This window comes from Caloramator sp., from assembly GCF_020054765.1.
Lineage (GTDB): Bacteria > Bacillota > Clostridia > Clostridiales > Caloramatoraceae > Thermobrachium > Thermobrachium proteoclasticum.
This window is the reverse complement of sequence record NZ_JAIHAO010000021.1, coordinates 19636-38330: the sequence shown is the minus strand read 5'-3', so window position 1 is coordinate 38330 and position 18695 is coordinate 19636. Positions and strand designations below refer to the sequence as shown.

Sequence of the window (18695 nt, the reverse complement as noted above, 5' to 3'; positions counted from 1 at the left end):
TATTTCATGAGCTTTAGCAATTATTGCTTTTCGACTTTGAAAAAGTCCGTAATTCGGCACAGGACGTGCCGAGCCGAGCGGCCATCAGGACGATGGCATTACGAGGGTAGGACTTTTCCAAATAAAGAAAAGTTTAGAATTGATTAGCGAAATGCACCGATGCCCAAGAAATCTTTTGTGGGGCTAATTATTATATTTTTTTCAATTTTTATTAATGTCCTATAAAAGACAACTACTAAATTTGATAACTTTTTGAAATATTATAAACATTGATATAGAAGGATAGGTTTAAATAGTGTAGAATATATTTAATAGAGAGTAGGCGGTATCTTTATTTATGTAATATAAATAAGAGGAGGGCGTTTATGTTTAAAACGGATATTGAAATTGCACAGGAGGCAAAGCTTTCAGACATCAGGGAAATTGCCAAAAAGCTTGATATTACAGAGGATGAGATTGAACTTTATGGAAAGTATAAGGCAAAGGTTGACTACAACATTTTAAAGAACAAAAAAAGTAGGAACGGAAAGCTTATTTTAGTTACGGCGATAAATCCAACCCCAGCAGGGGAAGGAAAAACAACAACTTCAATTGGACTTGCAGATGCTCTAACAGTGCTTGGTAAGAGAACTGCAGTTGCACTTCGTGAACCATCTCTTGGACCTGTATTTGGAATAAAGGGAGGAGCAGCAGGGGGAGGCTACTCACAGGTTGTTCCAATGGAGGATATTAATCTTCACTTCACAGGTGACTTCCACGCAATTGGTGCGGCAAATAATTTACTTGCAGCAATGCTTGATAATCATATATATCAAGGGAATGAATTAAACATAGACCAAAGAAGAATTACTTGGAGAAGATGCGTTGATATGAATGATAGGCAGCTAAGGTTTATTGTAAGTGGGCTTGGAGGAAAGGTTAATGGCGTCCCAAGAGAGGATGGGTTTGATATAACTGTTGCATCGGAGGTTATGGCAATATTCTGCCTATCAAAGGATATAAATGACCTAAAGGAGAGATTATCAAGAATAGTTGTTGCATATAATAGAGAAGGCAAGCCTGTTACAGCGGGCGATTTAAGGGCACAGGGGGCAATGGCAGCACTTTTAAAGGATGCCCTAAAGCCTAACTTAGTTCAAACATTAGGAGGTACACCTGCCTTTGTTCACGGAGGACCATTCGCAAATATTGCCCACGGATGTAATTCAATAATGGCAACTAAGATGGCTCTTCACCTTGCAGATTATGTTGTAACGGAGGCAGGCTTTGGAGCAGACTTAGGTGCGGAAAAGTTTATAGACATAAAGTGCAGAATGGCAGGTCTTGAGCCAAGTGCTGTTGTCATTGTTGCTACAGTAAGGGCTCTTAAGTATAATGGAGGGGTTTTAAAGGATAAGTTAGGTGAAAAGAATCTTGAGGCACTTGAAAAGGGACTTCCAAATCTTTTAAAGCACGTTGAAAACATAACACGAGTATTCAATCTTCCTGCTGTTGTTGCCTTGAATAGATTCCCAACTGATACAGAGGAAGAAATTGAGCTTGTAAAGGAAAAGTGTAGAGAGCTTGGTGTTAATGTTAAGGTATCAGAAGTTTGGGCAAAGGGTGGAGAAGGCGGAATAGAAGTTGCAAAGGAAGTTCTAAGATTAATAGAAGAAAAGAATAGCAGTATGAATTTTGCTTATGATTTAAATATGCCAATAAAGGAAAAGATTAAGACAATAGCAAGAAGAATATATGGTGCCGAAGATGCAGTGTTTACACAGGATGCAGAAAAGCAGATTGCAGAACTTGAAAAGCTTGGATTTGGAAACTTGCCTATTTGTATGGCAAAAACTCAGTATTCATTGAGTGATGATGCAACAAAGCTTGGAAGACCAGATGGATTTAAGATAACAGTAAGGGAAGTATATGTTTCAGCAGGTGCTGGATTTATAGTTGCAATAACTGGAAGTATTATGAAGATGCCTGGTCTTCCTAAGGTTCCTGCAGCAGAAAAGATAGATGTAGATGAAAATGGCAAAATAACAGGACTTTTTTAGGAGGGATAGCTTGATACTATATGGGAAACAGGTTGCAGAAAAGCTTTCAGATGAAATAATAGAGGAAGTTAGGAGTCTTAAGGATAAGGGTATAGAACCAAAGCTTGCAATAGTTAGAGTTGGAAGAAATGAAGGTGATTTATCCTATGAGAGGGGAGCGTTAAAAAGGGCAGAAAAGCTTGGTATAAAGGTTGAGGTCTTTGAATTAGAAGAAGGCGTAAAAACTGAGGATTTGATAGAATGTATAGACAAGATAAATAATGATGTTTCAATACATGGAATACTTCTTTTTAGGCCTCTATCTAAGAATATAGATGAAAATAAAATAAAAAACTACATAAATCCAAACAAGGATGTGGATTGTATAAACCCTATAAACGTAGCAAAGGTTATGGAGGGGGATAAAACAGGCTTTGCTCCTTGTACTCCATCGGCAGTAATAGAAATATTAAAACATTATGGCATTGAACTTAAGGGTAAGAATGTTGTTATAATAGGAAGGTCAATGGTTGTTGGCAAGCCCTTATCTATGCTTCTACTCAATGAAGATGCAACTGTTACGATATGCCATTCAAAAACACAAAACCTAAAGGAAATAACAAAAAAGGCAGATATACTTATTGTTGCGATAGGTCATGCTAAATATATAAATAAAGAATATGTAGGAGAAAATACAGTTGTAGTTGATGTTGGTATTAATGTGGATAATGTGGGCAACCTTTGTGGTGATGTTGATTTTGAGGACGTAAAGGACATTGTGTCGGATATAACCCCAGTTCCAGGAGGAGTTGGAGCTGTAACAAATACAGTATTATTTAAGAATCTTATTAATGCCTGCAGGTTACAGATAAAATAAACTTTTAAGGTGAGTTTAATTAGCCCTATGAAGGATTTTAAGGTATCCTTTCATTTCGCCAATCAAATCTAAGATTTTTGTTGGAAAAGTCCTACCCTTGCGATGCCATCGTCCTGATGGCTTCTTGGTTCGGCACGTCCTGTACTGAATTACGGACTTTTTCAAAGTCTAAAGCTGCGATTTGCTAAAGCTTATGAAAGAGCCTAATAAAATCCTTTTATGGGGCTTATTTGAATTAAAGATATCAAATAGATTGTTAATAATCAAAAAACTTTGGTAAATAAATCCTTATAATACCCAAAACTCTTGCTATTTTAATGATTATAACAATAATGAAATAATATATAATTGTAAATTTACTGAAATTTTTTAATATATATATTGACGTATTATATGTTACACTGTTATAATGAAAATAGATTACGAAATGGGTTTCGAAAAAAAGAATAAGAGGTGTTAATACTTGACAATTACAATATATGATATATCAAAAGAAACAGGGTTTTCACCAACAACAGTATCAAAGGCTTTAAACAATTATCCAGATGTAAGTGAAAAAACTAAAAAAATAATTTTAGAGAAGGCAAATGAAATGGGGTATATCCCTAATTCCCACGCAAGAATATTAACTACAAAAAAGTCTTGGACTATAGGAATATTATTCGATGAAAAGTTAAACGTAGGTATGAAACATCCGTTTTTTAACGCTGTTATAGAAAGCTTCAAGAAAAATGTAGAAGCAAGAGGTTATGACCTATTATTCATTTCAAAGGATATAGGTGGCGACAGAATTACTTATTTAGATCACTGCAAAATTAGGGGCGTGGATGGAGTAATAATAATAACTTCAGACCCTCAAAACAACGAAATACAGGAACTTATAAACAGTGATTTCCCCTGTGTTTTAATAGACAATGAATGTAGTAGAGCAAGCAGCGTTCATTCAGATGATATACAGGGGTGTTACTTAGCAATTGAATATCTTTATTCTTTAGGACACAGAAGAATAGCTCATATTTATGGAAGTTTAGATACCTTTGCAGGTCAAGCAAGATATAATGAGTTTTTAAACGTTATAAGAAGATTTAAATTAGAAAAAAAGGATGAATATTTAGTAGATGGGGGCTATTTCTCCTATGAAGGTGGTTATAATGCTATGAAAAAGCTCTTAGAGTTAAAGGAACCACCAACTGCAGTATTTGCATCAGGAGACTTTATGGCAATTGGAGCAATAAATGCAATTAAGGATAGGGGATTAAGGGTACCTCAAGATATATCAGTAATTGGATATGACGATTTAGATTTATGTAAATATATAACTCCAAAGCTTACAACAATAAGACAGAACACAGATTTGATAGGAGAAAATGCAGCAGAGATATTAATTAATGCTATAGATAAAAAAAATAGCAGAACATCTGTAATTGTTCCAGTTGAATTAGTTATTAGAGATTCCTGTGAATCTTTAAAATAAAATTTATACTTTTTCTTTTTTAATGCATTCGAAACCGGTTTCGAAAGAAATAATAATCTAAGTATGTAGCACAAAAGTGTTACTATAAAAAAATAAAAAAGAGGGGGCAAATTTGATGAAAATTAAAAAGTACTTAGGTATCTTATTGTCAACAGTACTTGTAACAACATCACTTGTTGGTTGTGGACCTAAAAAAACAAGTGAAGACAAAGAAAAATTAGAAGTGGATAAGACAAAGGTATTAAGAGTTTGGTCCTTTACAGACGAACTTAAAGAACCACTTAAGTATTTTGAAGAGAAATACGGTATCAAGACTGAACTAACAATTGTACCAACAGAAAACTATGCTTCAAAACTTCAACCGGTTTTAGACAGTGGAGTTGGAGCACCAGATGTATTCACAGCAGAAATTGCGTGGGTAAAACAATGGATTGATTTACCATATTGGGAAAACTTATCAGGTGAACCATATAATGCTGATAAATGGGCAGATGATTATGTTCCTTACGTTTATAACATAGGTAAGGATATGAATGGAAACGTAAAGGCATTATCTTGGCAAGCAACTCCAGGTGGATTTATATATAAGAGATGGATTGCAAGAAAAGTTTGGGGAAATGATGACCCAGCATTTGTAGCGCAAAAGCTTTCATCAATGGAAAACTTTATGAAGGCAGCTGAAGAATTAAAGCAAGCAGGATATAAGATTCTACCAGACGAAGGTGCTATCCGTTGGTTTGCTAAAGGTTCAGATCCAAAGCCTTGGGTAAATGAAAAAAATGAACTACAACTAACTCAAGCACAAATAGATTTTATGGACTATCAAAAGAAGCTACGTGACAATGAATATACAGCACTTGCTCCAGAATGGTCACCAGCTTGGTTTGCTTCAATGCAAGGACCAGTACCTTTTAATGCAGGTTGGGATAAGGTAGAAGATTCAAAGAATAACAAGGTAGAAGTTTTTGGTTATGTAATGCCAACTTGGGGATTACACTATGTAATTAAACCAAATGCAAAGGAAACAGCAGGCGATTGGGGATTAACATCAGGGCCATCTCCATACTTCTGGGGAGGAACTTGGATAGGTATATATTCAGGTTCAAAGAACAAAGGAGCTGCTTGGGAATTTGTAAAGATGATGACTCACGATGAAGAGTTCTTAAATTGGTGGTACAATAAAACAGGAGACCTATTATCATACAAGCCAGTAACAGAAAAGGTAAAGGACACAGCAAAGGATGATTTCTTAAAGGGACAAAACCATTATGAATTCTTCTTAAAGGAAGCAGAAAAGATAAATCCAAATATTGTTACAAAGTATGATCAAGGTATAGATACTATATGGGGTAATGTAGTAAAGGAATACATCGAAGGTAAGAAGACAAAGGATGCGGCAATAAATGAATTCTATAAACAGGTTAAAAATGCATACCCTGAAATAAAAACTCCATTAGATAAATAATTAATTTTTGAAAATTGTATAATAGGTGAACTTATGTTCACCTATTATATTAATTTAAAGAAAGAGGGTGTACTATGAATTCCAGAAATAAATACGGATATTTATTTATAGCTCCATTTTTTATTGTTTTTAGTATATTTGGCATTTATCCAATACTTCTTTCTTTATATATGAGCTTCACAGATTATAAAGGTATTGGTTCTCCATTTAATGCAAATTGGGTAGGATTGCAACAATATGCAAGACTATTAAAGGACACATATTTCCTTCAAGCATTTATAAACACTTGGAAAATATGGGGAGTAAATATAATTCTTCAATTAGCACTGGCGTTAATTCTTGCGGTAATTTTTTCAGACGTAAGATTAAAACTTAAAGGGGTTAGTTTATATCGTGCAATATTTTATCTACCTAATTTAATGACAGTTTCATCTGTTGCACTACTTTTCTTATTCATTTTAGATTGGCAGCACGGTGCACTTAATGGTTTACTGCTTAAGGCTGGACTTATATCAAGACCTATTAACTGGTTAGGACAGCCACAAACAGCACAGCTATCGGTATCATTAATACAAACTTGGCTTTGGTTTGGCCATACATTTATTATAATATTTGCTGGTATAGAAGGAATTTCAAAGGATTATTTTGAAGCAGCTATGATAGATGGTGCAAATAGAACTCAGACCTTCTTTAAGGTAACACTGCCATTATTAAAACCTATAATGATTTATGTTGTTATAACATCATTGATAGGTGGATTACAGTTGTTTGAAATACCTTTCCTAATGTCTCAAAATGGTCTTGGTGGACCAGAGGGTTCATTAGTAACAATGGTTTTATATCTATATAATCAAGCATTTAAATACCGTAACTTTGGATATGCCGCAGCAGTTGCTTATGGTCTATTCTTTATAATATTAATATTCTCTATATTCGTATTTAAGGGCATGTTCAAGGAAGAGGCCTAAGGAGGTGTGAGTTTTGAATAAAAGAAATTTTTTTAGAGGAATATTATATGCAGCTTTAACTTTACTTGCTTTAATTTGTTTAATACCTTTTGCAATGATGATAATAAATTCAACACGTTCAAATACAGAAATAGTAAGAGGATTTACATTAATACCTGGTAAGAGCCTAATTGAAAACTATAAAAATATGATGTACCATATGGATGTTTCAGATGGGATATTTAAAGGTATATGGTTAGGATATAAAAACAGCTTTATAATTGCCATATCTGTAACAATATTAAGCGGATATTTTTCAGCACTTACAGCATACGGCTTTTATGCCTATGATTTTAAGGGTAAAAAGGTGTTATTTATTTTAATACTAATTATGATGATGATTCCAAGCCAATTAGGTTTACTTGGATTCTATGAATTAAACAAGACTTTAAAAACATTAGACACTTATATCCCACTTATAGTACCATCTATAGCTACACCATTTACAGTGTTTTTTATGCGTCAATATTTAATATCTACAATGCACCCTGCACTACTTGAGGCAGCAAGAATTGATGGTGCAAATGAGTTCTCAATATTCCATAAGATTGTATTACCTATAATGCTTCCAGCAATTGCAACTATGTCTATATTTACATTTATAGGAGCTTGGAACAACTACTTGATACCACTAACAGTAATTGTTTCACCAAATAAGTATCCACTACCAGTACTTATGGGATATCTAAAGGGTGGTAAGGTTTCAGAAAACTTAGGTTCAATGTATCTTGCAATTTCAATGTCAGTTGCTCCAATTATAATTGCATTTATGTTCTTATCAAAATATATAATAAGCAGTATATCTGCAGGTTCTGTTAAGGAATAAAATATTATAACCTAATAAAAATTAAAATTTTTCTTAGGTTTATCCTCTTTATTTAGGGTGTTAATATCATAAAAAATGTTGATTTAGACATAAAAGAGGTTGACTTTAAACACTTAATAAATATAGAAGTTTTTATTAAGGGAGGATAAATATGAATAATTATTACTTTGATAAAAAAAACAGATTTGTAATAGAAAACTTTAATAATTCAAAACCCTTTTCAAGCTTTTTGCCAGGTATCGCAGGTGAAAAGGGAATTCCTATGTGGATTTTTTATGTAAACAGAGGCCAATGTATTTCAGCCTTTGGTATAAAAAACAAGGATAATCCAATAATGGAGTTTTTCCCTGCATATAAGTGTTATCAAAACGTACAAAGTGTAGGTTTTAGAACATTTATAAAGTTTGATAATAAAGCTGTTTACGAACCATTTTTAAATATTAGAAATAATGAAAACGTAACTCAAAAGATGTATATAGGTATAAATGAATTAGAGATTGAAGAGATAAATAATGAAAATGGAATTCAAATAAATGTACTTTATTATATGTTACCACAGGAAAAAATAGCTGCACTTGTTAGAAAAGTTACAATTAAAAACATATCAAAGGATAAAAAGAAGATTGAAGTTTTAGATGGTATGCCAGCCCTACTTCCTTATGGTGTGAGTGATGGAGGGTTAAAACAGGTAGGAAATACACTTAAGGCGTGGATGGAAGTATATAATCACGAAGAGGGTACACCAATTTTCAGAATGAGGTCATCATCAGAAGATAGTGTAAATGTAACTGAGTTTAAAGAGGGTAATTTTTATTTATCATTTAAAAATGTAAATGGAAATAAAGAGTTAATAAAGCCAATAGTTGATGCAGATTTAGTATTTGGTATGAATACATCTTTAAGTTACCCAGATGTATTTGCAAATAATTCTATTGAAGATATATTACGTAGAAAACAAATAACTTCAAATAAAGTGCCTTGTAGTTTTGCAGCAGCAAGTGCTGAATTTAATGATGGGGAAACTATAGAGTTATATTCTGTTGTTGGGCATACACCAGAGGTTTCAGTTTTAGAGAGCTATAAAGATAAATTTAGTAGTGATGTATATATAAATAACAAATACTTAGAGGGTAAAGAAATAATAGAGAAAATAACAGATGATATATATACAAAGACATCCTCCAAGTTATTTGATGAATACTGCAGACAAAGCTATTTAGACAATATATTAAGAGGTGGATATCCTGTTGTTTTCAATAACGGGGATAAAACCTTTGTTTACTATATGTATTCAAGAAAACACGGAGATTTAGAAAGAGACTACAACTATTTTTCACTTCAGCCAGAATACTATTCAAGTGGAAATGGAAACTATAGAGATGTAAACCAAAATAGAAGAAATGATGTATTCTTTAGACCAGAGGTAAAGAGTTACAACATAAAGACCTTTATGAATTTAATTCAAGCAGATGGATATAATCCTCTTGTTATCAATGGAGTTAAATATAGAGTAAAGACAAATGACTTAAATTTTGTCGATGAATTGGTGGAAGAAGGAAATACTTTAAAGGAATTTTTAACTAATTCATTTACACCAGGAAAGCTATTTACTTTTATAGAACAAAAGAACATAAAGCTTAAGGTTTCAGAAGAGGAACTGCTTAAAAGGATTATGGAAAATGTTGAAGAAGAGGTGGATGCAGTTCACGGAGAAGGCTTCTGGACTGATCATTGGACATACAATTTAGATTTAATTGAAAACTATTTAGAGGTTTACCCTGATAAGAAGAGAGATTTATTATTTAATGAATATGACTACACATATTTTGACAATAGTGAAGTTGTACTTCCAAGGGAAAGAAGATATGTATTAGCAGGTGACAAAGTAAGACAATATAATTCATTGGTGGAAGATAAGGAAAAGAAAAAGCTTATAGAAAACAGGAAAACCTACAAAAATTTAATGAGAGCCAACAAAGGTTTAGGAGAAATATACAAAACAAACCTTATTGTAAAATTAGTAAATCTTGCTTGTGTAAAATTTGCAACAATAGATCCATATGGTATGGGAATTGAAATGGAGGCAGGAAAACCAGGCTGGTATGACGCATTAAATGGTTTGCCTGGACTATTTGGTTCTTCAGTTGCAGAGGCCTATGAGCTTGTTAGACTATCTAATTTCATAATTAATGTATTAAAGGAATATAAAGAGGCAGAAATTAAATTGCCTGTTGAAGTTTTTGACTTAATAGAAAAGGAAGTAGAGCTTTTAGATAATTATAACAAGTCACAGGAAGAAGATAGAGACTATAAGCTCTGGTCAAAGATGTCTGATTTACGTGAAAAATATAGAGAAGAAGTTAAATTTGGTTTTGAAGGAAAAGAAATTTCAGTAAATGCTGAGATACTTGCTAATAAGATTTTAGAGCTAAAGAATAAACTAGAATCTAAATTAGAAAAGGCAAAAGAAGAAAATGGAGGCATTATGCCAACGTACTTCTACTATGATGCTGAAGAGTACGAAGTTATTGAAGATAAAAGTGAAGTTGAAGAAGATGAAAGTACACAAAGATACGTTAGAGTACTTAAATTCAGACAAAATAGAATGCCACTATTTTTAGAGGGAGTAGTTAGAGGATTTAAAATCTATAAAGATAGAGAGCTTTTAAGTAATGTTTACAATAAAGTTAAAGAAAGTGATTTATTTGACAGAAAATTAAAGATGTATAAAGTAAATGCGTCACTTAACAATGAGACAATAGAGATTGGTAGAGCAAGAGCCTTTACACCAGGTTGGCTTGAAAATGAATCAATATGGCTTCATATGGAATACAAATATATGCTTGAGATATTAAAGAGTGGTCTATATGATGAGTTCTATAGTGACTTTAAAAATGTTTTAATTCCATTTATGGATCCAAGCATATATGGCAGAAGTCCACTTGAAAATTCATCCTTCTTAGCAAGCAGTGCTAATATAGATGAATCAATACACGGAACTGGATTTGTTGCAAGATTAAGTGGTGCAACTGCAGAACTTTTAAGCATATGGAGACTTATGTTTGTTGGTAAAAAACCATTTGATATGAGAAATGGAAAACTAACTTTAAGCTTTAATCCTATTCTGCCAGAATGGTTATTTGACGAAGAAAACAAAGTTAGCTTCAACTTCTTAGGAAGATGTAATGTTACTTACTACAATCCAAATAGAAAAAATACCTATGAAATAAATTCTTCAAATCAAAGGATAGTGCTTTACCTAATAGATGGGGGTAAGGTTGAAATATTAGGAAATATAATTGAAGAAGAATATGCAATTAAAGTGAGAGAAGGAAAAGTAAATAAGATAGATGTTTATCTACAATAAACCTTTTATGGAGGTAAAAATGAAAAGGGAGCTTAAAGTTTATTTAACAGCAAGGGATACCGATGATAGGTTAACCTTTAAAGGAACAAAATCATTAGAGTTAAATGGAACTTGTGATAAGGCTATTGAGGTTTTTGAGGATGAAACATTTCAAACTATAGAAGGGTTTGGCGGAGCTTTTACTGAAGCTGCTGCATATAACTTCTACAAATTAGGAGAACAAAATAGAAAAGAAATATTAAAGGCATATTTTAGTGATGAAGATGGAAACGGATATAACCTCTGCAGAACCCATATAAATAGCTGTGACTTTTCATTAGGTAACTACGATTATGTAGAAGAATATGATGTAGAGCTTAATAGCTTTAATATTGAAAGGGAAAGAAAATACGTTATTCCATTTATTAAAGAAGCAAAGGATGTTTCTAAGGAGGAGATTAGAATATTTTCTTCTCCTTGGAGCCCACCTGCTTGGATGAAGACAAATGGTGAAATGAACAACGGTGGTAAGTTAAAGGATGAATATAAGGATGCTTGGGCTCTTTACTTTGCAAAATATATAAAGGCAATGAAGCAGGAAGGAATAGATATTTGGGGAATTACAGTTCAAAATGAACCAGAAGCAACCCAAGTTTGGGATTCCTGTAGGTACACAGCAGAAGAGGAGAGGGATTTTGTTAAATATCATTTAGGCCCAACTTTATATAAAGAGGGATTAGAGAACATAAACGTTATTGTTTGGGATCACAACAGAGACCTGTTGTATGAAAGAGCAAAGGTTATCTTATCAGATAAACAGGCTTCGAAATATATATGGGGTGTTGGTTTTCACTGGTATTCAGGTGACCAATTTGAAAATCTTGAAAAGACACACAGGGATTTCCCAGATAAGAAACTTCTATTTACAGAAGGATGCCAAGAAGGTGGAGTTAAATTAGGAGATTGGAATGTCGGTGAAAGGTATGGACATAACATAATTGGAGATTTGAATAATCATACGGTTGGTTGGGTTGATTGGAATTTAATATTAGATACACAGGGAGGACCTAACCACGTTGGTAATTACTGTGATGCTCCAATCATAGTAGATACACAAAATGATAAGGTATATTACCAAAGTTCCTACTATTATATAGGTCATTTTAGCAGATTCATAAAAAGAGGAGCAAAGAGAATAGGGTTTGTTAATCCTTATGAAAATTTAGAGGTTACAGCCTTTAAAAATTTAGATGGAAAAGTTGTTGTTATAGTTATGAATAAATCAGATGAAGATGTGGATTTTAATCTAAAGTTAAACGACAAATTTGTCAAATGCAATAGCATTAAACATTCTATAATGACGCTAATAATGGAGTAACATATGCTGATTAGGCAAGTAACCAGATGTAAGAGTTACTTGCCAAATTTATAAGTAATAAAATAGGAGGTAAGTATGAAAAAATATAATTTTCCAAAGGATTTTATATGGGGAGTTGCAACATCCTCATATCAAATTGAAGGTGCCTACAATGAAGACGGCAAGGGAGAAAATATATGGGATAGATTTACTTCTATTCCAGGTAATATATATAAAAACCATAATGGTAATGTAGCCTGTGATCATTATCACTTATATGAAAAGGATATTGAGATATTAGAACAATTAGGTATAAAAAATTATAGACTTTCAATTTCTTGGGCAAGAATCTTTCCAAAGGGATATGGAGAGGTAAACCAAAAGGGAGTGGAATTTTATAAAAAACTTATAAATAGCTTAGTAAGCAAAGGTATACAACCAGCAGTAACCTTATACCATTGGGACTTGCCACAACACCTTCAAGATATGGGAGGATGGGCAAATAGAAAAGTAGTAGATTATTTTGTTGAATATGCAGAGTTTATGTTTAAGGAATTTGGGGATTTAGTGCCTATATGGATTACCCATAATGAGCCTTGGGTAGTTTCGATGTTGGGTTATGCTTGGGGAATACACGCACCAGGAATTAAGGATTATAAAATGGCATTACAGGTTGCCCATAATGTACTTTTATCACACGGAAAAGTTGTAAGGCTTTATAGAAGTATGGATTTAAAGGGCAAAATAGGTATAACATTAAACCTATTAACATCATATCCATTTACAAATGATGAAAAGGATGTTTTAGCAGCAAAAATTAATGATGGATTTGTAAATAGATGGTTTTTAGACCCAGTATTAAAGGGAAAATATCCTGAAGATATGGTTAAGCTTTATAGAGAACAAAATCTTCTTCCTGAACTTCCTGAAGAGGATATGGAGATTATAAATGAAAAAATAGACTTTTTAGGTATAAATTATTATACAAGAAGTGTTGTAAAGTATGATGAAGCATCTTATCCATTAAAGGCTTCAGGAGTAGAGTTAGATAATCCAAAAACTGATATGGGATGGGAGATATATCCTAAAGGTTTATATGATATGCTTAATTATTTGCACCGAAACTATGATGGTGTAGAAATATTAATTACAGAAAATGGAGCTGCCTTTAATGATATAGTTAATTCTAATGGTAGGGTAGTAGATGATTATAGAATTTATTATCTAAACGAGCACTTAAAGGAAGTATATAGAGCAATTTCAGATGGAGTAAATGTTAAGGGATATTATCTGTGGTCATTTTTAGATAACTTTGAATGGGCGGAAGGTTATGCAAAGAGGTTTGGAATTGTGTATGTAGACTATACTAACCAAAACAGAATTATAAAAGACAGTGCATATTGGTATGGAGATGTTATTAAAAATAACGGGTTGTATGATGGAGTTTGATTTAAGTAAATAGCAATTGAAGTAAAAAAGGAGGTCTACTGCTGTGAATAGAGTAAAACATTGGAATTTCATAAATGAAAATGGAGAGTTTGAACTTGAAAACCCTCAAAGAAATAGTTATTTATATTTTCCTATTGCCAATGAAGCGGGTTTAATGTCATCCATTACACCAACTCTAAATGGAGATATTAAATCAGGTCAGAATACTTTTCTTTTACTCCCTGTATCAGCGGAGGATTTGCACAATACAAGAAGCTCAAGAAATTTTTGGATAAATATAAAGGGATATGGACCTTGGTCAGTTAGTGGAAATTCACCAATTCAGATAGGATATACCTTTAGAGAAAATTCTCCTGAAAAAGTTAAATTAGAAGCGGGTTTTTTATGGCACAAGATAACAAGGGAAAACAGTGATTTAGGAATAAAGGCAGAGGTTTTAAATTTTGCACCTGCTGATAATCATAAGGTAGAACTTATGAAGGTTAGTATTACAAACACTGGAGAGAATACTAAAAAAATAGTTCCAACTGCTGCAATTCCTATATATGGACGTTCAGCAGACAATTTAAGAGACCACAGACACGTTACTTCACTTCTTCATAGAATTAAAACAACTGATAATGGTGTAGTAGTAAAACCTACACTTTCCTTTGACGAAAGAGGACATAAAATTAATAATGTTATCTATTCTGTACTTGGTGTTGAAGAAAATGGTGAAAATCCAATAGGATTTTTCCCAGAGGTTGAAGAGTTCATTGGAGAAGGTGGAAATTTCGATTGTCCAGAAGCAGTATTCTGTAATAAAGAGCCATATGCTAAGCCTGGTGAAATGTTTGAAGGATATGAAGCAATAGGAGCCATAAGATTTAAAGAAGTAGAACTTTTAGCGGGTGAAACTAAGACATATATAGTGATGATGGCTATAAATGAAGAAGGCAATGAAACAGAAAATAGAGTGCTTATAAGTAAATATGGAAGCCTTGAAAAAATTGATAGAGCTTTAGATGAGTGTAAAAAATATTGGGACAACAAATTAAAAAGGCCAGAATTTGAGACAGGCGATGAAAAATTTGATAAGTGGATGAAATGGATTAATCTTCAACCAATTTTAAGAAGAATATATGGTTGTTCATTCTTACCTCACCACGACTATGGTAGAGGCGGCAGAGGTTGGAGAGACTTGTGGCAGGATTGTCTTGCACTTCTTATGATGGAACCAGATGAAGTAAGAAAGCTTCTATATAATAATTATGCTGGTGTAAGAATAGATGGTAGTAATGCTACTATAATTGGTTCAAAACCTGGAGAATTTATTGCAGATAGAAATAATATAGCAAGAATATGGATGGACCACGGAGCTTGGCCTTTCCTTACAACAAAATTATATTTAGATTTAAGTGGAGATTTAAAATTTCTGTTAGAAGAACAGGAATATTTCAAGGATAGACTTGCCAGCAGATGTACCGATTATGATGAAACTTGGACTATAGAAGAAGGAAACAAATTAAAAACCTTTGATGGAGAAATCTATAAAGGAACTATTTTAGAACATATTTTAATTCAACATCTTACTCCGTTCTTTAATGTTGGAATGCATAATAATATTAGGCTTGAAGGTGCAGATTGGAATGATGGACTTGATATGGCACCTGAAAAGGGAGAGAGTGTTGCTTTTACTGCTCTATATGGAAGTAATTTGATTGAGTTTGCGAAAATATTAAAGGAACTAAAGAAAAGATACTCTGTTAATGAAATAGAACTGGCAGAAGAGATATTATTACTACTTGATTCATTGAGTTCACCTATAAATTATGATTCTGTTGAGGATAAGGTTAATCTATTAAACAAGTATTTTAATAGCTGTAAGAGTAAAATATCAGGAAGAAAAGTTAATGTATCAATAGATGAACTTATCAATGATTTAGAAAGAAAAGGAAACTGGATAATCAATCATATTAGAAATAATGAGTGGATTAAAAACTCTGAAGGTTATGAGTGGTTCAATGGTTATTATGATAATTCAGGTAATAGAGTTGAAGGAGACCATATAAATGGTGTAAGAATGAATTTAACAAGCCAAGTATTTACTACAATGGGTGGAACAGCTACTGATGAACAAATAGAAAAGATAATAAAATCAGTCAACAAATATTTGAAGGATGATAAAGTAGGAGGATATAGATTAAATACTAATTATCACGAAGTTAAAAAGGATTTAGGAAGGCTTTTTGGTTTTGCCTTTGGACATAAGGAAAATGGTGCGATGTTTAGCCATATGGCAGTAATGTATGGAAATGCTCTTTATAAGAGAGGATATGCAGATGCAGGATATGAAGTAATTAATTCTATATATTCGCATTGTATGAATTTTGAAAAGAGCAGAATATATCCTGGTATACCTGAGTATATAAATGAAAAGGGAAGGGGTATGTATCATTACCTTACAGGTTCTGCAAGCTGGCTATTATTAACTGTGCTTACAGAGATGTTTGGAGTTAAGGGTGAACTTGGAGATTTTGTATTAGAACCAAAATTAATAGATAAACAGTTTGATAATGAAGGCAAAGCCTCTGTTACTGCACTATTTGCTGAAAGAAGTATAAGGGTTCAATACATTAATAGGAACAAATTAAACTATGGACAATATAAAATAGTATCTGTAAGCGTAAATGGAAATAAAGTAGAATGCAGTATATGTGGAAATAAAGCAGTGATAGAAAGAAAGGTTATAGAATCTTTAGATATTGATAAGCTTCACGATATATTTGTAGAACTTGCTTAATTAAAAGCACTTTCTAAATGCTTAGGACGGGTATTCAGTTTGAATTCCTGTCCTTTCTCTAATTGATAGTATATTTAGTCAGTAATACCATATCCAAAAAAAATGCACCTCATATAAAAAACCATACCTTAAAATGGAAAAATTCATAGAGTAAAATAAATATAGAAAAATAAGAAAATTCAAATGTTTTAGGTATGGAGGAAGATAAGACGATGGATGTTAAATTAAGCAGTAATGTTGTCGTAAAAAAAAATAAACCGAATAAAATATTAAGTAAATTTTTATCTCAGAAGTATTTGCAGGTTATGGCTCTTCTTGGAGTTATATGGATGATTATTTTCAACTATTTTCCAATGTATGGGCTTGTTATAGCGTTTAAAAGGTACAGTATTATAAAGCCAATATCTAAAGCACCGTGGGTAGGATTACAACATTTTAAAGAGTTTTTGACAGATCCAGAGTTTTATAATGTTGTAAAAAATACTGTTGGAATTAGTGTACTAAAGTTATTAATAGGTTTTCCACTCCCAATTATTTTTGCACTCTTTTTAAATGAATTAACTTCAGTAAAGTTTAAAAGGGCTGTACAAACAATATCATATTTACCTCACTTCTTGTCTTGGGTTGTTTTGGGGGGGATTTTAACAACTTGGCTTTCTGACGTTGGTATTATAAATGAAATATTAATTAAAATGAACATTATAAAGGAACCTGTTAATTATTTAGCAGAACCTAAATATTTTTGGGGGATAGTAGTTTTATCTGATATATGGAAGGAATTAGGGTGGTCGGCAATAATATATTTAGCTGCAATAGCAGGAGTAGACCCTGAAATGTATGAAGCGGCAACTATTGATGGAGCAAGCAGGATTCATAGAATGATATACATAACTTTACCGGCAATAAAACCAACTATAACAATTTTGTTTATTTTAGCGGTAAGTGGCATTTTGAATTCAAATTTTGATCAAATTTTAGTTTTAAGGAATTCATTAAATGCCAGTGCAAGTGATGTTATAGATATATATGTCTATAGAATGGGTCTTCAACTTGGCAGATATTCTTATGCAACGGCTGTAGGATTAGTAAAATCAGTGATAGCATTTCTACTACTTCTATCAGCAAATTATGTATCTAAGAAACTCAATGATACATCTTTGTTTTAGGAGGGTAAATATGAAGATTAATATACTAAAAAGAAGAACAACCGGCGAAAAAGTATTTGATACTATAAACATACTTATAATGCTAATAATTTGTTTTTTAACATTATATCCAATATGGTATGTAATAGTTAATTCATTTAATGATGGTATGGATGCAATGAGGGGTGGAATCTACTGGTGGCCAAGAAAATTTAGCTTAGATAGTTATAAAGTAGTTTTCTCAAGTCCAGGTATAGCAAAGGCTATGTGGATTACAGTAGCAAAGACAGTTATAGGAACAATAGTGCACGTATTTTTTACAGCTATGGTAGCTTATGCACTGTCTAAAAGGGATTTAATAGGAAGAAAATTTTATATGACAATAGGTACAATTACATTATTTTTCGGTGGAGGGTTAATACCATATTATTTATTACTTAAAAACTTAGGCTTTTTAGATAAATTTATAGTTTATATCATACCAGCAATGTTTAGTTTTTATGATGCAATAATATTTATGGCTTTCTTTAGGGAAATACCGTCAAGCTTAGAAGAGGCAGCAAGAATAGATGGAGCAAATGATTTTGTTATATTTTTAAAGGTTATATTACCTGTATCTCTACCAGTTATTGCGACAATAGCACTTTTCCATGGAGTATATCAATGGAATGATTACTTTACAGGAATGATTTTTATAAACAATCCGGACCTTCAACCAATACAAACATATTTATATAGAATAGTTGCACAGGCAGGTAGCAATACAGCTATGCAGGCTGCACCTGGCGGAATTGTTACAAGAACAGTAACAAGTCAATCTATAAAACTTGCAACAATGGTTGTTACAACATTTCCTATTGTATGTGTATATCCATTCCTACAAAAGTATTTTGTTAAGGGTATGATGATAGGTTCAGTGAAAGGTTGATGATGTTTGTTGTTTGTTAAA

General features: G+C 32.5%; 12 protein-coding genes. All 12 read left to right on the top strand.

The features are described 5' to 3' along the window. The first annotated feature begins 365 nt into the window (after positions 1-365). The 12 genes from JG776_RS08065 (at position 366) to JG776_RS08010 (ending at position 18674) form a co-directional block, all read left to right on the top strand. A complete protein-coding gene (locus JG776_RS08065; protein ID WP_291966422.1) occupies positions 366-2039 on the top strand; it encodes a formate--tetrahydrofolate ligase in 1674 nt (557 codons plus the stop codon). Between the two features lie 10 nt (positions 2040-2049). Beyond that, positions 2050-2895: a tetrahydrofolate dehydrogenase/cyclohydrolase catalytic domain-containing protein gene (locus tag JG776_RS08060; RefSeq protein WP_291966419.1), complete on the top strand. Its 846-nt coding sequence runs from the start codon at positions 2050-2052 to the stop codon at positions 2893-2895. A gap of 463 nt (positions 2896-3358) precedes the next feature. Continuing rightward, a complete protein-coding gene (locus tag JG776_RS08055; RefSeq protein ID WP_291966417.1) occupies positions 3359-4369 on the top strand; it encodes a LacI family DNA-binding transcriptional regulator in 1011 nt (336 codons plus the stop codon). A gap of 115 nt (positions 4370-4484) precedes the next feature. Further along, on the top strand, positions 4485-5834 hold the full coding sequence (locus JG776_RS08050; RefSeq protein WP_291966415.1) for an ABC transporter substrate-binding protein: 1350 nt from the start codon (positions 4485-4487) through the stop codon (positions 5832-5834). Positions 5835-5908: 74 nt separating this feature from the next. Beyond that, positions 5909-6802: a carbohydrate ABC transporter permease gene (locus JG776_RS08045; RefSeq protein WP_291966413.1), complete on the top strand. Its 894-nt coding sequence runs from the start codon at positions 5909-5911 to the stop codon at positions 6800-6802. Positions 6803-6815: 13 nt separating this feature from the next. Further along, a complete protein-coding gene (locus tag JG776_RS08040; protein WP_291966411.1) occupies positions 6816-7667 on the top strand; it encodes a carbohydrate ABC transporter permease in 852 nt (283 codons plus the stop codon). Between the two features lie 151 nt (positions 7668-7818). After that, a complete protein-coding gene (locus JG776_RS08035) occupies positions 7819-11034 on the top strand; it encodes a cellobiose phosphorylase (protein WP_291966409.1) in 3216 nt (1071 codons plus the stop codon). Between the two features lie 19 nt (positions 11035-11053). Next, complete coding sequence (locus JG776_RS08030) at positions 11054-12391, top strand: glycoside hydrolase family 30 protein (protein ID WP_291966407.1); 1338 nt, start codon at positions 11054-11056, stop codon at positions 12389-12391. A 75-nt stretch (positions 12392-12466) separates the two neighbouring features. Next, entirely contained in the window at positions 12467-13819 is a 1353-nt protein-coding gene (locus JG776_RS08025) for a GH1 family beta-glucosidase (RefSeq protein WP_291966405.1), read from the top strand. A gap of 43 nt (positions 13820-13862) precedes the next feature. Continuing rightward, positions 13863-16601: a cellobiose phosphorylase gene (locus JG776_RS08020; protein WP_291966403.1), complete on the top strand. Its 2739-nt coding sequence runs from the start codon at positions 13863-13865 to the stop codon at positions 16599-16601. 212 nt (positions 16602-16813) lie between these two features. Continuing rightward, entirely contained in the window at positions 16814-17767 is a 954-nt protein-coding gene (locus tag JG776_RS08015) for a sugar ABC transporter permease (RefSeq protein ID WP_291966399.1), read from the top strand. Between the two features lie 10 nt (positions 17768-17777). Continuing rightward, entirely contained in the window at positions 17778-18674 is an 897-nt protein-coding gene (locus tag JG776_RS08010; RefSeq protein WP_291966397.1) for a carbohydrate ABC transporter permease, read from the top strand. Positions 18675-18695: the final 21 nt, after the last annotated feature.